Source organism: Mycolicibacterium sp. MU0053 (assembly GCF_963378095.1).
Taxonomy (GTDB): domain Bacteria; phylum Actinomycetota; class Actinomycetes; order Mycobacteriales; family Mycobacteriaceae; genus Mycobacterium; species Mycobacterium burgundiense.
Genome location: NZ_OY726397.1, coordinates 2,199,358 through 2,218,620 on the forward strand (window position 1 = coordinate 2,199,358; position 19,263 = coordinate 2,218,620).

A 19,263-nucleotide genomic window follows, 5' to 3' on the forward strand; every position below is an offset into this window, starting at 1 on the left:
GGCGGAAACCTACGACGCGGACGCGTGCCGCGTCTTCTCCTGGTGTGCTGTCTTGCGGGTGTGCTGGCGCAGTATGCAACTGGGCACCCGGGCGTAGGCCGCGGCAGCGGGCAGGCTCGCGCGGTACGCCGCCGGCGGTCTGCCGTAGACCCGGGCGAAGGTCGTGGTGAACGACCCGACGCTGGAGAAGCCGACCATTGCGCAGATGTCGGCCACCGAGCGGTCGGTGTAGCGCAGCAGTGCGGCGGCCCGCTCCAAGCGGCGCGACTGCAGATACGCGCTCGGCGATTCGCCGAATGTGCGGGTGAACATCCGGCTGAAATGGGCCCGCGACAGGCCGGCCGCGGCGGCGAGATCGGTCACGGTGATCGGGTCGGCGTACCGGGCGTCGACGAAGTCCTTGGCGCGCATCAGGTAGCGCGCGGGCGGCAACATTTTCCCAGTATGACCCATTGATCGGGTACGTTGATGGGCGCGAACGAGTTGGCTGGGCGGCCGCGGAACCTGACGGTTTCGAGGAAAGTCCGGACTTCACAGAGCAGGGTGATTGCTAACGGCAATCCGGGGTGACTCGCGGGACAGTGCCACAGAAAGCAGACCGCCAGCAATGGTAAGGGTGAAAGGGTGCGGTAAGAGCGCACCAGCATTCCGGGTGACCGGAGTGGCTAGGCAAACCCCACCCGAAGCAAGGCCAAGAGGCCGTGCCCAGCACGGCTGCGCAGGCGCTCGAGGGCTGCTCGCCCGAGCCTGCGGGTAGGCCGCTCGAGGTACCCGGCGACGGTGTACCCAGATGGATGGTCGCCACCGCACTGCGCCGGTCCACCGGAGCGGTGCGGGACAGAATCCGGCTTACACGCCAACTCGTTCGCCCTAATTCATGGCCTTGGCCAGCGCCTTGAGCGCCGCGTCGAGGTGCTCCCGGCAGCGCTCCGCCAGATCGTCCTCGCGCTGATACAGCACGCCGTAGGTGAAGGTGTCCTCGCCGGCGGCGTGCGCGGCCTCGGCTTGCTGGCTGAGGTGGTTGCGGCTGACGACGGCGTCCTGATGGTCGCCGAGCAGCGACTGGATGGTCTTGGCCGCCTCGGACACCTTGCGTTTGCCGGTGGCCGCGGCGGTGTACCGCAACCGCTTGGCGCCCTTGCGAATCCGGTGTAGCGCCTCGTCGCGGTCCTCGGCCGCGTCCGCGGCGGCGGCCTTGGCGTTCTTGGCGGCCTTGCGGACTCGCTTGTAGGCGGCGTCGAGGCTCACCGGCTTGTGCTCGGCGTCGGCGTCGGCCGGTCCGGCGGTGGCGGCCAACTCCTCGAGCGCATCGAGCAGGCGAAAATACCGGGGCGTGCGCATCGCCTTCAGCGAACGCCGCAGCCCGGTTTCGTAGCGGCGCTGGGCGCCGTCGACGAGACGCTCGCGCACCGAGCCGCGGATCAGCTCCGGCGGCAGCTCGTCGAGGGCTTCGGCGTACTTCGCGGCCAGCACCTCGGCGTCACGGGCCACTCCGAGGACGGCCGCCAGCTGGCGCAGTTCGTCGAGCACCCAGGCGTCGTCGGTCAGGCCGAAGGAGTCCTCGGACTCCTTGAGCAGGCTGCGCAGCTTGCGGATCGTCACGCGCATCTGATGCACCGCGTCGAAGGTGTCGGAGCGAACCGCGCGATCCCACAACAGCAGCTCGCCCACGAGTTCGGCGACCGCGCGGTGCACCGGGTCGGTGGGTGCCAGCTCGGCGGGCCGGTCACCGACCGTCGTGTCCAACACCCGGGCCAGCTTCGATCCGTGTGCCGCCGGCGTCGCGCCGGCGTCCAGCAGCCGGTTGCCCAACCGGTCCAACAGCATCCGGTCGTCGGTCTCGACGAGCTCGAGCTCCCATTCGCGCCACTGCTGCTCGGCTTCGCCGGCCGAAGCGCTGACGTGGTCGTCGCAGAACTCGGCCAGGACCGCACCGTCGGTGCCCCGCAGCCGCTGCAGGTGCCGTGTCGTCTCGATCCGCGCGACCGGCCCGAGTGGGCGCTCGCGCACCACGGCCAGTACGACATCACGCAGCTGCTCGGGGACCTCCTCGGACTCCAGCGGCGCCACCACCTCGGTGCGGGCATCGGGCCCGGCCGGCAGCTTGAGGTGCCAGCCGGCGTCGTCCCCGCCGGTGCGACGACGCAGCGTGATTTTGTTGGCAGCGAGGTCGTGCCCCGGTGTGTCGAAATAGACAGCATCGAGTGTTTGTGACGGCGACCTCTCGGCGTGGCTGACTGAAGTCAGTCCCTCGAACGAGGGCGAAACCGCGTCGGCGGCGACGTCGTACTTGCGCTCCACCTCTGTGTAGCGGTTGCCTTTCGACTTCTGAGCTGCCGTTTTGGCCGTCATGTCACCTTCGATCGACAGGGCGAGGTCCTGCTCTCAGGATGCCACACGCGTCTCACCGGTCGCGCGTTTTGACCCACGCCCCGACCTGAGCGGCGGTGGGCGCGACACGACGAATGGACCCGATCGCGCCCGCTTGCCTCAGAGACCTCTTAGAATTGCCTCATGAGCATCGGGTCGAACACGCTACGGGTCGAGGATTACCTCGACGGGGAGGGCAATATCGCCCTCCCGGCGGGTACGACGTTGACCTCGTACTTGGAGCACAACGTCGCCCTCCTCGGAGACGAGGCCGCCTACCGCTACCTGGATTACACCCACGACCGTAACGGCGTGGCGATCGAGATCACCTGGTCCGAGCTGGGCTCCCGGCTACGCGCGGTGGCCGCGCGGCTGCAGCAGATCACCGCTCCGGGCGACCGGGTGGCCATCCTGGCTCCGCAGGGCGTCGACTATGTGGTGGCCTTCTTCGCGGCGATCGCCGCCGGCAACATCGCGGTGCCGCTGTTCGCCCCGGAGCTACCCGGCCATGCCGAACGCCTCGAGGCCGTGCTCTCCGACGCCAAGCCCACGGTGGTGCTGACCACCTCCGAGGCCGCGGCACCCGTGCAGGACTTCCTGCGGCCCCGGCCACGGCAGCGTCGCCCCCGCGTACTGGCGGTCGACGCGGTGCCCGTCACCGTGGGCGCCACGTTCGTCGCCCCCGAGATCGACACCGACGACATCGCCTATCTGCAGTACACCTCGGGGTCCACCCGCGTCCCCGCGGGCGTGGAGATCACCCACCGTGCGGTGTGTACCAACGTGTTGCAGATGATCCTCTCGGTGGGGTTGGACCGCGATATCCGCAGCGTCAGCTGGCTGCCGCTGTACCACGACATGGGCCTGTTGATGATCATGTTCCCGGCGCTGTGCGGCGGCCACATCACGCTGATGTCACCGTTGGCGTTCGTGCGGCGCCCGAGTCGCTGGATCGCCGAACTCGGCGCCCAGGGCCAGGCCGGCCGAACCTTCGCCGCGGCACCGAATTTCGCCTTCGAACTGGCGGCCACCCGGGGTCTGCCCGCCCCCGGGGAACACCTGGACCTGAGCAATGTGGCGGGTCTGATCAACGGTTCGGAACCGGTCAGCATGGCCTCCATCGAGAAGTTCACCGCGGCGTTCGCGCCCTACGGCCTGCCGGCCACCGCCGTCAAACCGTCCTACGGCATGGCCGAGGCCACGCTGTTCGTGTCCACGGTGGATCCCGATGCCGCCCCGAGAGCGGTCTATCTCGACCGCGACCAACTCGGCGCGGGCACCGCCGTGCAGGTGGCGCCGGACTCGCCGAACGCCATCGCCCAGGTGTCCTGTGGCACGGTGGCCCGCAGCCAGTGGGCCGTGATCGTCGATCCCGAAACCGACACCGAGTTGGCCGACGGTCAGGTCGGCGAGATCTGGTTGCAGGGCGACAACATCGGTCGCGGGTACTGGCGCCGTCCCGAGGAAACCGAGCTCACCTTCGGTAACAAGCTGCAGTCCAGGCTGGCCATCGGCAGCCGCGCCGATGGCACCGAGTACGGTGAAACCTGGCTTCGCACCGGTGATCTCGGCGTTTTCGTGGATGGCCAGCTGCACATCACCGGCCGGATCAAGGACATGATCATCGTCGACGGCCGTAACCACTATCCGCAGGACATCGAGGCCACCGTCGCCGCGGCCTCGAGCGCGATCCGCGCCGGTTACGTGGCGGCCTTCGCGGTTCCGGCCGACGACGGCGCCGGCGAGCAGCTGGTGGTCATCGCGGAGCGCGCGGCCGGGGCCGGCAAGGTCGATCCCGCACCCGTGCTCGCCGCGGTCCGGGCCGCGGTCTCGCGGACCCACGCGCTGCCGATCGCTGATGTCCGGGTGGTGGCCGCCGGCACGATCCCGCGCACCACCAGCGGCAAGCTGGCCCGCCGGGCGTGCCGGGCCGAGTACCTGGCCGGGCGGATCTAGGGGGGTCGACCCCGATACCACCGGGGGCGATAACGTCACGGTCATGAGTACCGAGCCGGCCACGCCCTCCGAGATGACCTACGAGACCCTGCTGTTCGCGCAGGACGGCCCGATTGCGCGGGTCACGCTCAATCGACCCGCAGCCGCCAACGGCATGAACGACGTGATGACGCGCGAGCTGGCGGACGTGGCCACCCGCTGCGCGGTGCCGGGCACCAAAGTGGTGGTGCTGACCGGAGCTGGCCGGTTCTTCTGTGCCGGAGGCGATCTCAAGGCGATGGCGACCTCCCCGCTGGGGCCCGGTCCATTCGTCAAGGGCATCGCCGACGACCTGCACCGGGCCATCTCGACCTTCGCCCGGATGGACGCGGTACTGATCACTGCGGTCAACGGTGTCGCGGCCGGGGCCGGCTTCTCGCTCGGTGTCAGCGGTGACCTGGTGGTGGCGTCCGCGTCGGCGTCGTTCACCATGGCCTACACCAAGGCCGGGCTGAGCCCCGACGGCGCCGCCTCCTACCACCTGCCGCGGCTGATCGGTGCCCGGCGCACCGGTGACCTGATGCTGACCAACCGCACGCTCTCGGCGGCCGAGGCGCTGGACTGGGGGCTGGTCAACTACGTGGCCGACGACGCCGATTTCGCGGCGCGGGTCGACGAGTTGGCCGCCGGGATCGCCTCGGGCGCTGCAGGATCGGCGGCCGCGGTCAAGAAGCTGCTACTGGCGTCGTACGATAACGACATCGAGACCCAGATGGCGTTCGAAGCCCAGCTGATCGCGGAGAACGCCGACGGCGCCGACGGTCGCGAGGGCATCGACGCGTTCCTGAACAAGCGGGCGCCCAACTACGGCTGAAAGCAGTGCTCCTCGGCCGGGAAGGTGCCGCCGGCGACCTCGTCGGCGTATTGGCGTGCCGCCCGGCCCAATTCGGCGCCGACCTCGCCGAAGCGCTTGACGAACTTTGCCGTCCGGCCCGCGGTCATCCCGGCCATGTCCTGCCACACCAGCACCTGGGCGTCACAGTTGGGTCCGGCGCCGATGCCGACGGTGGGAATGGTCAGCTTGCCGGTGATCTGGGTCGCCAGTTCGGCGGGCACCATCTCCAACACGACCGCGACGGCGCCGGCCTCGGCCACCGCGATGGCGTCGTGGACGGTCTGCTCGGCGCCGTCCCCGCGGCCCTGCACCCGGAAGCCGCCGAGGCCGTTGACGCTCTGCGGGGTGAAACCGATGTGCGCGATCACGGGAATGCCGGCCTGCGTCAACACGGCGATCTGCTCGGCGACACGTTCGCCGCCCTCGAGTTTGACGGCGTGCGCCCCGGTTTCCTTGAGGAATCGGGTGGCCGTCGCGAGCGCCTGCTGCGGGCCGGCCTCATAACTGCCGAACGGCAGATCGGCGACGACGAAGGCGTGCGGCGCGCCGCGCACCACCCCACGTACCAGCGGGATCAGCTCGTCGACGGAGATCGGCACGGTGGTGTCGTAGCCGTATACGACGTTGGCGGCCGAGTCGCCCACCAGCAGCACCGGAATGCCGGCGTCGTCGAAAACCCGCGCGGTGGAGTAGTCGTAGGCGGTGAGCATCGACCATTTATGGCCTTCGCTCTTCCATTTCTGCAGGTGATGAGTGCGCACCTGGGGGCGGGGCTTGGTCGCCGACGCGGTGGCGGCACCGCCGTAGACGGGTTGATCAGAGGCTGAAGACGTCGCTGCAGACATCATTGTCGTGTCCCTTGTCATTGTCGGGTCGATCCTCGAGGCCCATCCGGGTCCCCGGGTCGATTGACGCTTCCCAAGTCTGCCATCGAGACGCGCCAAGGTGAACAGCCAGATGAGTGGACTTTCTCACACGCTTGCGGCGCGCGGCCTTACGATCGGCGGATGCCCGGTTACCAGCGGCTCAGCGGCCTCGACGCCAGTTTCCTGTATTTGGAAACGCCCAAGCAGCCCTTGCACGTGTGTTCGCTGATCGAAATCGACACCTCCACCATCCCCGGCGGCTACAGCTTTGACCGGCTGCGCAACGACCTGGCGGTGCGGATCACGGCCATGCCGGAATTCCGGGAGAAGCTCGCGGACAGTTTCCTCAACATCGATCATCCGGTCTGGGTGGAGGACGAGGACTTCGACGTCGCCCATCACGTGCACCGGGTGGGCCTGCCCGGCCCCGGGGGGCGGGCCGAGTTGGCGGAGATCTGTGGACATTTCGCATCGCTGTCGTTGGATCGCAGCAAACCGTTGTGGGACATGCTGGTCATCGAGAACATCGACGGCGCCGATGCTTCGGACGGCCGGTTGGCGGTGATGATCAAGGTGCATCACGCCGCGGTGGACGGCGTGACCGGCGCCAACCTGATGTCGCAGCTGTGCACCACCGAGGCGGACACGCCGGCGCCGGAACCCGTGGCCGCGCCCGGCGGTGCCGGCCAGTTGGAGATCGCCCTACGCGGCTTGGCGCGCTTTGCCACCCGGCCGGTGAACCTGGCCACCAAGGTGCTGCCCGACACGGTCACCACCGTGGTCGACACCGTGCGTCGCGCGCTCGACGGTTCTGCGATGGCCAGCCCGTTTCGGGCCCCGCAGACCGCGTTCAACGCCAGCATCACGGGCCGGCGCAACATCGCCTTCACCGAGGTGGACCTCGAGGACATCAAGACCGTCAAGAACCATTTCGGCGTCAAGGTCAACGACGTGGTCATGGCGCTGGTCTCCGGCGTGCTGCGCCGGTTCCTGATCGAGCGCGGTGAGCTGCCGGACAGTTCGCTGGTGGCGATGGTCCCGGTTTCGGTGCACGACCGGTCCGACCGACCCGGACGCAACCGCGTCTCGGGGATGTTCGCCAGCCTGCACACCGAGATCGACGACCCGGCCGAGCGCCTGCTGGCCATCGCCGAAGCGACTTCGGTTGCCAAGGAACACAGTTCGGCCATCGCGGCGTCGCTGCTGCAGGACTGGTCGCAGTTTGCGGCCCCGGCGGTGTTCGGCGTGGCGATGCGGGTCTACGCCGGATCGCGGCTGACCGAGGCGCGGCCGGTGCACAACCTGGTGCTGTCCAACGTGCCGGGGCCGCAGGTGCCGCTGTATTTCCTGGGCGCCCAGGTCAAGGCGCTCTACCCGCTGGGCCCGATCTTCCACGGGTCGGGGTTGAACATCACCGTGATGTCGCTCAACGGCGCGCTGGACGTCGGATTGATCTCTTGCCCGGAGTTGCTGCCGGACCTGTGGGACCTCGCCGACGCCTTCGCCGCCGGCATCGACGAGTTGCTGGCGGCCGCCGCAGACACGCGTTGACAAGCGCCGCGGCAAACTCATGGCAGCATTGGTTGCCATGAGCCTGCTTCGCCCTCGGTCGTTCCTGCGCGCCACGATTGTCGTGACGGCGGTGACGACGTTGGCCCTGGGCGCCGTGGGGTGCGCCAAGGTCATCGACGGTCGGGCCGCCCTGGCCGAACCCCGGATCGGCGAGCCAGTGCGCTGGGAGCCGTGCAAGTTCACCGGCGGCGCCGAACTGGAACTGCCCCCGGACACCGAGTGCGGCCGGATCGCGGTGCCGGTCGATTACGACGACGCCGACGACCCCGACGCGGAGCTGATTCAGCTCGCGCTGATTCGTTTCCCGGCCACCGGGGACAAGATCGGCTCGCTGGTCGTCAACCCGGGCGGGCCGGGGGAGTCGGGCATCGAGGCCGCCATCGGGATGGTGGACCTGCTGCCCGAGGAGGTGCACGAGCGCTTCGACTTCGTCGGATTCGATCCGCGCGGAGTGGCGTCGTCCAAGCCGGCGCTGTGGTGCAACTCCGACGCCGACAACGACCGGCTGCGCGCGGACCCGCAGGTGGACTACACCCCCGAGGGTGTCGAGCACATCGAGAACCAGACCAAAGAGTTCATCCAGCGCTGCGTCGACAAGATGGGCACCGACTTCCTGGCCAACGTCGGAACCAACAACGTCGCCAAGGATCTGGACCAGATCCGGGCCGCCCTCGGTGACGACAAGCTGACCTACCTCGGATACTCCTACGGCACGCGGATCGGTTCGGCCTACGCCGAGCAGTTCCCGCAGAACGTGCGCGCGATGATCCTCGACGGTGCCGTCGACCCGAACGCGGATCCGATCGAGGCCGACATCAACCAGGCCGCGGCGTTCCAGGGCGCGTTCGACGACTACGCCGCGGACTGCGCCACCGACCCCACCTGCCCGCTGGGCACCGACCCGGACAAGGCCGTCGACGTCTACCGCGACATGGTCGAGGCGCTGGTGTCGGAGCCGGCCTCGACCAAGGATCCGCGCGGGTTGTCCTACAGCGACGCCGTCGTCGGGACCATCATGTCGCTGTACTCACCGGCGCTGTGGCGGCACCTGACCCAGGGGCTGAGCGAGCTGCGCGAGGGCAAGGGCGACACCATGCTGATCCTGTCCGACATGTACATGCGCCGAGATGCCAACGGGCACTACACCAACGCGACCGACGCGCGGATCGCGGTCAACTGTGTCGACAAGCCGCCGATCACCGATCGTGAGACCGTCGTCGAGACCGACCGCCGCATCCGGGAGGTGGCGCCGTTCATGAGCTACGGCGAGTTCACCGGACACGCGCCGATGTCGACGTGCGCGTTCTGGCCGGTGCCGCCGACCAGCGAGCCACACGAGATGTCGATTCCGGATCTGCCGGCGCCGCTGGTGGTCTCCACCACCGGAGACCCGGCGACGCCGTATCAGGCCGGCGTGGAACTGGCCGAGCAGCTCAAGGGCGGGCTGATCACGTTCGAGGGCACCCAGCACACCGTGGTGTTCCAGGGGGAGGCCTGCGTCGACGAGTTGGCGTCGGCGTACCTGATCGACGGCACGATGCCGCCGCCGGATTCTCGATGCTGAGCCGCCGTTTCCGTACCGATACCGGAGCGTGACCGACCGGGGCCAACGGCGGGCCATGGCGCATGCAACGATGGGCGGCATGCAGCGCTGGAAGCACGTGGGCACTGCGCTGCTCAGCGGTGCACTGTTGTTGTTCGGCGCGCCCTTGCCGACCGCGGTTGCGGAACCGCAACCGGTTGTCCCACAGGCTAATTGGGGATCGTGCCAGCAGTTCTACGAGGACCCTGGCGGTATTCCCGGCGCGCAGTGCATGCTGCTGCCCGTCCCGTTGAACTACGACCAGCCCGCGCTGGGCACGGTGAACCTGGCGGTCATCCGGGTGCCGGCCTCGGGCGCGCGCATCGGCGCGCTGTTCGTCAACCCCGGCGGCCCCGGCGCCTCCGCCGTCGACACCGCGGCCAGCATGGGGGCCGCGTTGGCCGGTTCGCCCATCAACGAACATTTCGACCTGATCGGCTTCGACCCGCGCGGTGTCGGCTACTCGACGCCGGAGTTGCGGTGCCGCACCGACGCCGAATTCGACGCGTGGCGCCAAGAACCGATGGCCGACTTCAGCCCGGCCGGTGTCGCCCACATCGAGGCGCTGTACCAGCAGTTCGCCGACCGCTGCGCGGCCCGGATGGGCCCGGAGTTCCTGGCCACGATGGGCACCCACCATGTCGCCCGCGACATGGACACCGTGCGTCAGGTCCTCGGCGAGGAACAGATCAACTACCTCGGGTTCTCCTACGGCACCGAAATCGGCACGGCCTACCTGCAGCGCTACGGCCAACACGTGCGCGCGATGGTCCTCGACGGCGCGATCGACCCCACCGTCGACCCGGTGAACAAGAGCATCAACCAGATGGCCGGCTTCCAGCAGGCCTTCAACGCCTACGCCGCGGATTGTGCGCAATCCGCACAGTGTCCGCTGGGCCAAGACCCCACGCAGTGGGTGGCCAGGTATCGCCAGCTTGTCGACCCGCTGGTGGTCCGGCCCGCGCCGACCGGCGACCCCCGCGGCCTCGGTTACGCCGATGCCATCACCGGCACCTTCAACGCGCTCTACAGCCAGCGGCTGTGGAGTTTCCTGACCAGCGGGCTGCTGGGCCTGCAGCGGGGCACCGCCCCGGGAGATCTGCTGCTGCTCGCCGACGAGTACGAGGGCCGCGACCCGAGCGGGCGCTACCGCAACAACCAGGACGCCTTCCACGCGGTGCGTTGTGTCGACGCGCCGACCTCCCCGGATCCGGCCGTGTGGGCCGCCGCCGACCAGCGCATCCGTGCCCTGGCACCGTTCGCGTCCTACGGCGGCTTCACCGGCTTCGCCCCGCGCGACATCTGCGCGTTCTGGCCGGTGCCGCCCACCTCGGCACCGCAGCCCGCCGCACCCGCGCGGCCCGGCACGGCGGTGGTGGTGTCGACGACCGGCGACCCGGCCACGCCGTACCAGGCGGGCGTCAGCCTGGCCCAGCAGCTGCAGGCGCCGCTGATCTCGTTCGAGGGCACCCAGCACACCGTGGTGTTCAGCGGGCACGAGTGCATCGATGCCACGGTCGTCAACTACTTGGTCGACGGCGTGGTGCCCGGCAACATGCGGTGCTGAGCGCCGGCCTCGCGACACGCTTGTAACACAGAATTAACAGCCGCTGCCTAGGCTCGCACCATGGACCGTCAGAAGGAATTCGTGCTGCGCACGCTCGAGGAACGGGACATCCGATTCGTCCGGCTGTGGTTCACCGACGTGCTCGGATACCTCAAGAGCGTGGCAATCGCGCCGGCCGAACTCGAGGGCGCGTTCGAGGAGGGCATCGGATTCGATGGCTCCTCCATCGAGGGTTTCGCCCGGATATCGGAATCCGACACCGTCGCCCGGCCCGATCCGTCGACCTTCCAGGTGCTGCCGTGGACCGACGACGGCGGCCAGCAGCATTCGGCGCGGATGTTCTGCGACATCACCATGCCGGACGGCTCACCGTCGTGGGCCGACTCCCGGCATGTGCTGCGTCGGCAGCTCGCCAAGGCCTCCGACCTCGGGTTCTCCTGCTACGTGCACCCCGAGATCGAGTTCTTCCTGCTCGAGCCCGGCCCCTATGACGGCAGCGTCCCGGTGCCCGCGGACAACGGCGGCTACTTCGACCAGGCCGTGCACGATTCGGCGCCGAACTTCCGGCGGCACGCGATCGAAGCGCTGGAAGCAATCGGCATCTCGGTGGAGTTCAGCCACCACGAGGGCGCGCCCGGCCAGCAGGAGATCGACCTGCGCTACGCCGATGCGCTCTCGATGGCCGACAACGTGATGACCTTCCGCTACGTGGTCAAGGAGATCGCGCTGCGCGAGGGCGTGCGCGCCTCGTTCATGCCCAAGCCGTTCAGCGAATACCCGGGCTCGGCGATGCACACCCACATGAGCCTGTTCGAGGGCGAGACCAATGCCTTCCACAGCCCCGACGATGTGCTGCAACTGTCCGACGTGGGCAAGTCGTTCATCGCCGGGATCCTCGAACACGCCAACGAGATCAGCGCGGTCACCAATCAGTGGGTGAACTCCTACAAGCGGTTGGTGCACGGTGGCGAGGCCCCGACCGCCGCGTCGTGGGGTGCCGCCAACCGGTCGGCGCTGGTCCGGGTGCCGATGTACACCCCGAACAAAGCTGCCTCGCGACGCGTGGAGGTGCGCAGCCCCGACTCGGCGTGTAACCCCTACCTGGCCTTCGCGGTGCTGCTGGCCGCCGGTCTGCGCGGCGTCGAGAAGGGCTATGTGCTGGGCCCGCAGGCCGAGGACAATGTCTGGAGCCTGACGTCCGAGGAACGCCGGGCCATGGGTTACCGCGAGCTGCCGGGCAGCCTCGGCAACGCGCTGCACGCGATGGAGAACTCCGAGCTGGTCGCGGAAGCGTTGGGGGAGCACGTGTTCGACTTCTTCCTGCGCAACAAGCGCGCCGAGTGGGAGTCCTACCGCAACAGCGTCACGCCGTTCGAGCTCAAGCAGTACCTCGCGCTGTAGCGCGGTTACTGCGCGGGCCTCCAGTGCGTTAACGTTGCTGCCGTGTCCAGACCCGTGACGCAGCGGCCCACCGTGCCGGGGGTGGGGCGGCTCGGTCTCGTCGAGCGCACCGCCCCGGCGGATTTGACGCGCCTGGGGTGGGACACCGACGCGCACGTGGAGTTGCTGTGGTCGCTGTCGCGGGCCCCGGACGCCGACGTCGCGCTGCGCGCCCTGGTGCGCCTGGCCGACGCGCTGGAATCCGGCTGGCACGAACTGGACGGCGCGCTGCAGAAAGACAAGGTGCTGCGCGGGCGGCTGTTCGCGGTGCTCGGGTCATCGCTCGCGCTCGGCGATCATCTGGCGGCCCACCCGCAGTCCTGGCGGCTGCTGGCCGGATCCGACGATCCGGCCGAGGGCCTGCCCTCGGCCGCGGAGCTCACCGCGATGTTCCTCGACTGCCTGGCCCAAAATGAAGGCCCCGCAGCCGTTCTCGAGCTGCGCACGCTGTACCGGGACCGGATCCTGGTGCTGGCCGCGCGCGATGTGGCGCCCACCGTCGAGGATGAGCCGGTGTTGTCGCTGGCCACCGTCGGGGCGCACCTGGCCGACCTGGCCGACGCGGCACTGACCGCGGCGCTGCACTACGCCGTCGGCGAGGTGTGCAAGCCGGACGATCCGGCGCCCAGATTGGCCGTGGTCGCGATGGGCAAATCCGGGGCGCGGGAATTGAACTACGTCTCCGACGTCGACGTCATCTTCGTGGGGGCGACCGCGGACGCGATCGAAACCCGGGTGGCGGGCGAGATGATGCGGATGGCCTCGGAGACCTTCTTCGAGGTGGATGCGGCGTTGCGGCCCGAGGGTAAACAGGGCCCGCTGGTGCGCACGCTGGACTCCCATGTCGCCTACTACCAGCGGTGGGCCAAGACCTGGGAATTCCAGGCGCTGCTCAAGGCCCGTCCCGCCGTCGGCGACGCCGCACTGGGGCAGCAATACGTCGACGCGCTGCTGCCGATGGTGTGGACGGCATGCGAACGCGAGGACTTCGTCTCCGATGTGCAGGCCATGCGCCGTCGGGTCGAGGAACTGGTGCCGGCCGACGTGCGGGACCGCGAGATCAAACTGGGCACCGGCGGCCTGCGCGACGTCGAATTCGCGGTCCAGCTCCTGCAATTGGTGCACGGCCGCAATGACGAAGCGCTGCACGTGGCCTCCACCGTGGCCGCGTTGGCCGCGCTGGGGTCGGGGGCCTACATCGGACGCGACGATGCGGCCAACATGACCGCCTCGTATGAATTCCTGCGCCTGCTGGAGCACCGGCTGCAGTTGCAACGGCTCAAACGCACCCATCTGCTGCCCGCACCCGAGGACAACGAGGCGCTGCGCTGGCTCGCCCGCGCCGCCCACGTGCGCCCCGACGGCACCCACGACGCCCTCGGCGTGCTGCGCAAGGAACTCAAGCGCCAAAGCGTGCGGGTCTCGCGGCTGCACGCGAAGCTGTTCTACCAACCGCTGCTGGAGTCCATCGATGCCTCGGTGGAGTTGCGGGGCGGGATGAGCGCCGACGCCGCCGAGCGTCAGCTCGCCGCACTGGGCTATCAAGCACCGGCCAGCGCACTGAGTCACCTTGCGGCACTGTCGAATCAGAGCACGCGCCGGGGTCGCGTGCAGACGATCCTGCTGCCCACGCTGCTGGACTGGCTTTCCGACACCCCGGATCCGGATGCGGGCCTGCTGCAGTACCGCCGGCTCTCCGAAGGGCTCGGGGAGTACCGCTGGTTCCTGGCGACGCTGCGCGACGAGAGCGCGGTGGCCAAGCGGTTGATGCGGGTGCTGGGGACCTCGGCCTATGTGCCGGATCTGCTCCTGCGTGCGCCCGAGGTGATCCAGGCCTACGCCGACGGACCCAGCGGGCCCAAGCTGCTCGACGTGGACCCCGAGGGGGTGGCGGGGGCGTTGGTGGCCGCCGCCGGCCGGCAGTCCGATCCGGCCAAGGCCATCGCCGCCGCGCGCACGCTGCGCCGGCGCGAACTGGCCCGGATCGCCTCGGCCGACCTGCTCGGGTTCCTCGAGGTGCGCGAGGTGTGTCGGGCCCTGACCGCGGTGTGGGTGGCGGTGCTGCAGGCCGCGTTAGAGGCCGTCACCCGGGTCAACGTCGACGCCGACGGCACCGCGCCGGCCACCATCGCGGTGATCGGCATGGGCCGCCTCGGCGGCGGGGAACTGGGCTACGGCTCGGACGCCGATGTGATGTTCGTCTGCGAACCGACCGCCGGCGTCGAGGAGGCCAAGGCTGTCAAGTGGGCGGTGCTGATCGCCGAACAGATCCGCGCGCTGCTCGGCACCCCGAGTGTCGATCCGCCGTTGGAGGTGGACACCAACCTGCGACCCGAGGGGCGCAACGGCCCGCTGGTGCGGACGCTGGCCTCCTACGAGGCCTATTACCGACAGTGGGCCCAGCCGTGGGAGATCCAGGCGCTGCTGCGGGCGCACCGGGTGGCCGGCGACCTGGAGTTGGGCGAGCGGTTCCTGCTGATGGTCGACAGCACGCGGTATCCGCCCGGTGGCGTGTCCGCCGACACCATGCAGGAGATCCGCCGGGTCAAGGCCCGCGTCGACGCCGAGCGGTTGCCGCGCGGCGCGGACCCCAACACCCACACCAAGTTGGGCCGCGGCGGTCTGGCCGACGTCGAGTGGACCGTGCAGCTGTTGCAGTTGCGCTACGCGCACCAGATCCCGGCGCTGCACAACACCTCCACGTTGCAGACCCTGGATGCGATCGGCGCGGCAGAGCTGATCGCCGAGAGCGACGTCGATCTGCTGCGGCAGGCCTGGCTGACCGCGACCCGAGCCCGCAACGCCCTGGTGCTGGTGCGGGGCAAACCCACCGACCAACTGCCCGGGCCGGGCCGGCTGCTCAACGCGGTTGCCGTGGCGGCCGGCTGGCCCGACGACGACGGCGGCGCGTTCCTGGACAACTACCTGCGGGTGACGCGGCGCGCCAAAGCGGTGGTGCGAAAGGTCTTCGGCAACTAGCGCCGCGCGGGTCCAAAGTGGGCCCCGCGCGGGTTTTATTGAGTCGTCAATGCTAAGACAAGTAGATGCAGTTCACCGATGAGCCCGTCGACGCCGACGAGGCCAGGCGCCAGCGGGCCCGCTACGAACCGTTCACCGAGGCAGTGCGGGACTTGATCGACGCCACGATCCGCACCCAGGCCGGCGCCGCGGACATCGCCGCCGCGCAGCGCTCGATCGAGGCGGTGACGGCGCGGCTGCGCGCCACCCAGATCGACGGTCCGTACGGGGTCCAGTTCACCACCGAGGGCGACGGCATGTCCTGGGGCAACCCGGTGATCGGCGTGCGCAATCCGATGGCACCGCCGCTGCGGGTGGAGTCCGACGGCGCGCGGTGCTGGGCGGAGTTCGATCTCGGCGCGGCCTATGAGGGCCCGCCGAACCACGTCCACGGCGGGGTTTCGGCGTTGATCCTCGACCACCTGCTCGGCGAGGCGGCCAGCGCGGGCGGGAACACCCCGGTGTTCACCGGCACCATCTCGATCAAGTATCTGCGCGGCACGCCGCTGGGCGCGCTGCGGGCCGAGGCCTGGGTGGAGCGGGTGGACGGGATCAAATCCTATGCGCGCGGGGTCATCTCCGATATCACCGGAATTACCGTCGAGGCCGACGGGGTCTTCATCACGCCGCAGTGGGCGCGCGATCCCCGGTGAAGTTCTACGTCAGCACGGCGTTTTTGGATACCCGGGAGGCCGTCGAGATCGCCCGGGCCGCAGATGATCTCGGCTATGCCGGCATCGCCATTCCCGATCATGTGGTGAACCTCGAGACGTTGCAGACGCCCTACCCCTACACCGAGGACGGGCAGCGCCGTTGGGACCCGTTCACCGATTGGCCGGACCCGTGGGTGATGATCGGCGCGATGGCGCTCGTGACGACCCGGCTCCGGTTCGTCACCACCGTCTATCTGCCCGCCATGCGCGATCCCTATTCGGCCGCCAAAGCCATTGGTACGGCCGCGGTTTTGGCCCAGGGCCGGTTGGAACTCGGGGTCGGTGTCGGATGGTGCGCCGAGGAGTTCGAGCTGCTCGGCCAGCAGTTTGCCCGGCGCGGCAAACGCACCGACGAGATGTTGGAGTTGATGAAGGCGCTGTGGGCGCCCGGCTGGACGGAGTTCGCCGGCGAGTTCTACACGACTCCCAGGCTGGAGATGGAGCCGACGCCGCCGGCCATTCCGATCTACGTGGGCGGGCTCTCCGACATCGCGCTGCGGCGTGCGGCGCGCCACGACGGCTGGGTGGGCGACCTGATCACCACCGACCAGGCGCTGCAGCGGGTGGACCAGCTACGGGCACTGCGCGCCGAAATGGGCCTGACGATGGACGATTTCGCCGTGTTGACCCCGCTGGTCGATGCCTTCACACCCGAGCACTACGCGCGGGCCGAGGCCGGGGGCATCACGGGAATAGTGACGATGCCCTGGGTGTTCTACCCAGCGGGCCGCGGCGGCCTGGCCGATAAGATCGACGGCCTACGCAGGTTCCGCGACGATCACCCGGCGGAGTGACCGCGCCGCATCGAAGCCATTGCGGTCAGCGACATCTGCTGCTACCGAGCAGATTTCGGCACGCACATGTGGCGTCAATCACGTCGGGGGAGGTTTCCAAATCGGGTATTCCAATGCACAATGGGAAACGGAATACTTGAATAATTCCAGAAAAGGGTGTGTTTCCTATGACTCTACTGACAATCGGTGACCAGTTTCCGCAGTACGACCTCACGGCGGTCATCGGTGGTGACCTGTCGAAGGTCGATGCGAAGGCTCCCGAGGACTACTTCACCACGGTGAGCAGCTCTGACCATCCCGGTAAGTGGCGCGTCGTCTTCTTCTGGCCGAAGGACTTCACCTTCGTCTGCCCCACCGAGATTGCCGCCTTCGGCAAGCTCAACGATGACTTCGAAGACCGCGACACCAAGGTCCTCGGCGTGTCCGTCGACAACGAGTTCGTCCACTTCCAGTGGCGGGCCCAGCATGACGACCTCAAGACGCTGCCGTTCCCCATGGTCAGCGACCTCAAGCGGGATCTCGCCACCGCCGCCGGTGTGCTGAACGCCGACGGCGTCGCGGACCGTGCCACGTTCATCATCGACCCGAACAACGAGGTCCAGTTCGTGTCCGTCACCGCGGGCTCGGTCGGCCGCAACGTCGACGAGGTGCTGCGGGTGCTCGACGCCCTGCAGTCCGACGAGCTGTGCGCGTGCAACTGGAAGAAGGGCGACCCCACGATCAACGCGGGTGAGCTCCTGTCCGAGGCGGTGTAGTCGTGAGCCTTGACAACATCAAGGAGGCCCTTCCGGAGTATGCGAAGGACCTCAAGCTCAACCTCGGCGCCATCGTGCGGACCACCGAGCTGACCGAGCAGCAGCTGTGGGGCGCCCTCGTGGCGACCGCGGCGGCCACCAAGTCCGACCGGCTGCTCAAGGAGATCTCCGAGGACGCACTGGATGTGCTGTCCGAGGAGGCCTACCACGCAGCTCTCGGCGCGGCGTCCATCATGGGCATGAACAACGTGTTCTACCGCACCAAGGGCCAACTCGACGGTCAGTACGACGACCTGCGCGCCGGTCTGCGGATGAACATCATCGGTAACCCGGGTGTCGACAAGGTGGACTTCGAGCTGTGGTCGCTGGCCGTGTCGGCGATCAACGGCTGCGGCCACTGCCTGGCCGCACACGAGAAGACCCTGCGGGATTCCGACGTGTCGCGCACCGCGATCTTCGAGGCCATCCGGTTGGCGTCGATTGTTGCGGGCGTGGGGCAGGCGCTGATGACGACCGAGGTGCTGGCCAAGGTCTGAGCGTGACCATACGAAAATGCCCCGGGCACACGGCCATTGCGGCCGGACTGCCCGGGGCTTTCTCGTGCTACAGCGATTTCGCGATGATCTGCTTCATCACTTCGTTGGCGCCGGCGTAGATGCGCTGCACGCGGGCGTCCTCGTACATCCGGGCGATCAGGTATTCGCGCATATAACCGTAGCCGCCGTGCAGTTGCACGCAGCGGTCGACGATCGCGCATTGCTGGTCCGTCAGCCAGTACTTGGCCATCGCGGCCTCGGTGGCGTCGAGCTCACCACGCAGATGCGACACCACGCAGTGGTCGAAGAAGATTCGGCAGGTGCGTGCCATGGTCGCGCACTCGGCGAGTTCGAACGCGGTGTTCTGGAACTCGAACAGGCTGTGGCCGAAGGCCTCCCGGGCCTTGGTGTAGGCCACGGTCTCGTCGACCGCGCGTTCCATCCCGCCGATTGCCTGGGCCGCGACGCACAACCGCTCCTGGGCCAGCTGATCGATCATCTGGCCGAAGCCCTTGCCCTCTTCGGGGCCGAGCAGGTTGGCCACCGGAACCCGCACATCGGTGAACGACAACTCGGCGGTGTCGGCGCCGTGCTGGCCGACCTTGTCCAGTACCCGGGTCACCTGGAAGCCGGCGGTATCGCGCAGATCGACGATCAGCAGCGAGATTCCGCGGGCACCGGCCTTCGGATCGGTCTTGACCGCCAACACCACCATGTCGGCGGACCCGCCGTTGGTGATGAAGGTCTTGGACCCGTTGATCACGTACTCGTCGCCGTCGCGGACCGCGGTGGTGCGGATGGCCTTGAGGTCGGAGCCGGCGCCGGCCTCGGTCATGCCGATGGCGCCGAGCACCTCGCCGGTGGCCATCGGCGGCAACCAGGTCTTCTTCTGCTCCTCGGACCCGTAGTTGACGATGTAGTGCGGAACGATGCCGCTGTGGACCGCGATACCCAGCGACAGGTCACCGGCATAGCCCTGCGCGTCGAAGACGGCCACGTCGTGGGCGAAGGTCCCGCCGCCACCGCCGTATTCCTCGGGCACCGAACACAGCAGCAGGCCGAGTTCGCCGGCTCGGCGCCAGACGTCGCGATCGATGTGGCGTTGGTTGTCCCACTTCTCGACGTGGGCGACGACCTCGCGCTCGAAGAAACCCTTGGCGAGGTCGAACAGCGCCGAAACCTCGTCGTCGTACCAGGACGGAACATGCTTAGTGGCCATG

At 68.5% G+C, this 19,263-nt stretch carries 15 protein-coding genes and 1 other RNA gene; 12 read left to right on the top strand and 4 right to left on the bottom strand.

Annotation, left to right across the window (positions count from 1 at the left end; translation table 11 throughout):
• Window positions 1-9 precede the first annotated feature (9 nt).
• Window positions 10-435, bottom strand: coding sequence for a helix-turn-helix transcriptional regulator (locus RCP80_RS10095; protein WP_308482194.1), 426 nt, complete (start codon window positions 433-435; stop codon window positions 10-12).
• 44 nt (window positions 436-479) lie between these two features.
• On the opposite strand from RCP80_RS10095, the gene rnpB reads away from it, so the two are divergent.
• Window positions 480-868, top strand: an RNA gene (gene rnpB, locus RCP80_RS10100) — RNase P RNA component class A.
• 2 nt (window positions 869-870) lie between these two features.
• Here rnpB and RCP80_RS10105 read toward each other — a convergent pair.
• A complete protein-coding gene (locus RCP80_RS10105) occupies window positions 871-2,352 on the bottom strand; it encodes a CYTH and CHAD domain-containing protein (protein WP_308482195.1) in 1,482 nt (493 codons plus the stop codon).
• Window positions 2,353-2,514: 162 nt separating this feature from the next.
• On the opposite strand from RCP80_RS10105, the gene RCP80_RS10110 reads away from it, so the two are divergent.
• The gene (locus tag RCP80_RS10110) at window positions 2,515-4,326 is read left to right on the top strand and encodes a fatty acyl-AMP ligase (RefSeq protein WP_308482196.1); all 1,812 of its coding nucleotides are present in this window, start codon (window positions 2,515-2,517) and stop codon (window positions 4,324-4,326) included.
• Between the two features lie 43 nt (window positions 4,327-4,369).
• On the top strand, window positions 4,370-5,179 hold the full coding sequence (locus tag RCP80_RS10115) for an enoyl-CoA hydratase/isomerase family protein (RefSeq protein WP_373693482.1): 810 nt from the start codon (window positions 4,370-4,372) through the stop codon (window positions 5,177-5,179).
• On the opposite strand, the gene panB is transcribed toward RCP80_RS10115, so the two are convergent.
• Window positions 5,170-6,045 (bottom strand): 3-methyl-2-oxobutanoate hydroxymethyltransferase, encoded by an 876-nt coding sequence (gene panB, locus RCP80_RS10120; protein ID WP_373693521.1) that lies wholly within the window; start codon window positions 6,043-6,045, stop codon window positions 5,170-5,172. The two genes, RCP80_RS10115 and panB, sit on opposite strands and share 10 nt — an antisense overlap.
• A 162-nt stretch (window positions 6,046-6,207) precedes the next feature.
• Here panB and RCP80_RS10125 point away from each other — a divergent pair, with 162 nt between their 5' ends.
• From RCP80_RS10125 to ahpD, 9 genes are all read left to right on the top strand, one after another.
• Window positions 6,208-7,617, top strand: coding sequence for a WS/DGAT/MGAT family O-acyltransferase (locus RCP80_RS10125; protein WP_308482198.1), 1,410 nt, complete (start codon window positions 6,208-6,210; stop codon window positions 7,615-7,617).
• Between the two features lie 37 nt (window positions 7,618-7,654).
• Complete coding sequence (locus tag RCP80_RS10130) at window positions 7,655-9,202, top strand: alpha/beta hydrolase (RefSeq protein ID WP_308482199.1); 1,548 nt, start codon at window positions 7,655-7,657, stop codon at window positions 9,200-9,202.
• A gap of 70 nt (window positions 9,203-9,272) precedes the next feature.
• Window positions 9,273-10,787 carry an alpha/beta hydrolase gene (locus RCP80_RS10135; protein WP_308482783.1) on the top strand — a complete coding sequence of 505 codons (1,515 nt, stop codon included), beginning with the start codon at window positions 9,273-9,275 and terminating at the stop codon, window positions 10,785-10,787.
• 60 nt (window positions 10,788-10,847) lie between these two features.
• Entirely contained in the window at window positions 10,848-12,188 is a 1,341-nt protein-coding gene (glnA, locus tag RCP80_RS10140) for a type I glutamate--ammonia ligase (protein WP_308482200.1), read from the top strand.
• Window positions 12,189-12,230: 42 nt separating this feature from the next.
• On the top strand, window positions 12,231-15,206 hold the full coding sequence (locus RCP80_RS10145) for a bifunctional [glutamine synthetase] adenylyltransferase/[glutamine synthetase]-adenylyl-L-tyrosine phosphorylase (protein ID WP_308482201.1): 2,976 nt from the start codon (window positions 12,231-12,233) through the stop codon (window positions 15,204-15,206).
• 65 nt (window positions 15,207-15,271) lie between these two features.
• On the top strand, window positions 15,272-15,898 hold the full coding sequence (locus RCP80_RS10150; RefSeq protein ID WP_308482202.1) for a PaaI family thioesterase: 627 nt from the start codon (window positions 15,272-15,274) through the stop codon (window positions 15,896-15,898).
• A complete protein-coding gene (locus RCP80_RS10155; RefSeq protein ID WP_308482784.1) occupies window positions 15,895-16,752 on the top strand; it encodes a TIGR03619 family F420-dependent LLM class oxidoreductase in 858 nt (285 codons plus the stop codon). Before RCP80_RS10150 ends, RCP80_RS10155 begins: the two co-directional genes overlap by 4 nt.
• A 167-nt stretch (window positions 16,753-16,919) precedes the next feature.
• Complete coding sequence (locus RCP80_RS10160; RefSeq protein ID WP_308482203.1) at window positions 16,920-17,507, top strand: peroxiredoxin; 588 nt, start codon at window positions 16,920-16,922, stop codon at window positions 17,505-17,507.
• Window positions 17,508-17,509: 2 nt separating this feature from the next.
• Window positions 17,510-18,043, top strand: a complete 534-nt coding sequence (ahpD, locus tag RCP80_RS10165) for an alkyl hydroperoxide reductase AhpD (protein ID WP_308482204.1) — start codon at window positions 17,510-17,512, stop codon at window positions 18,041-18,043.
• A gap of 67 nt (window positions 18,044-18,110) precedes the next feature.
• Here ahpD and RCP80_RS10170 read toward each other — a convergent pair whose 3' ends face one another.
• Complete coding sequence (locus tag RCP80_RS10170; RefSeq protein ID WP_308482205.1) at window positions 18,111-19,262, bottom strand: acyl-CoA dehydrogenase family protein; 1,152 nt, start codon at window positions 19,260-19,262, stop codon at window positions 18,111-18,113.
• Between the last annotated feature and the right edge of the window lies 1 nt (window position 19,263).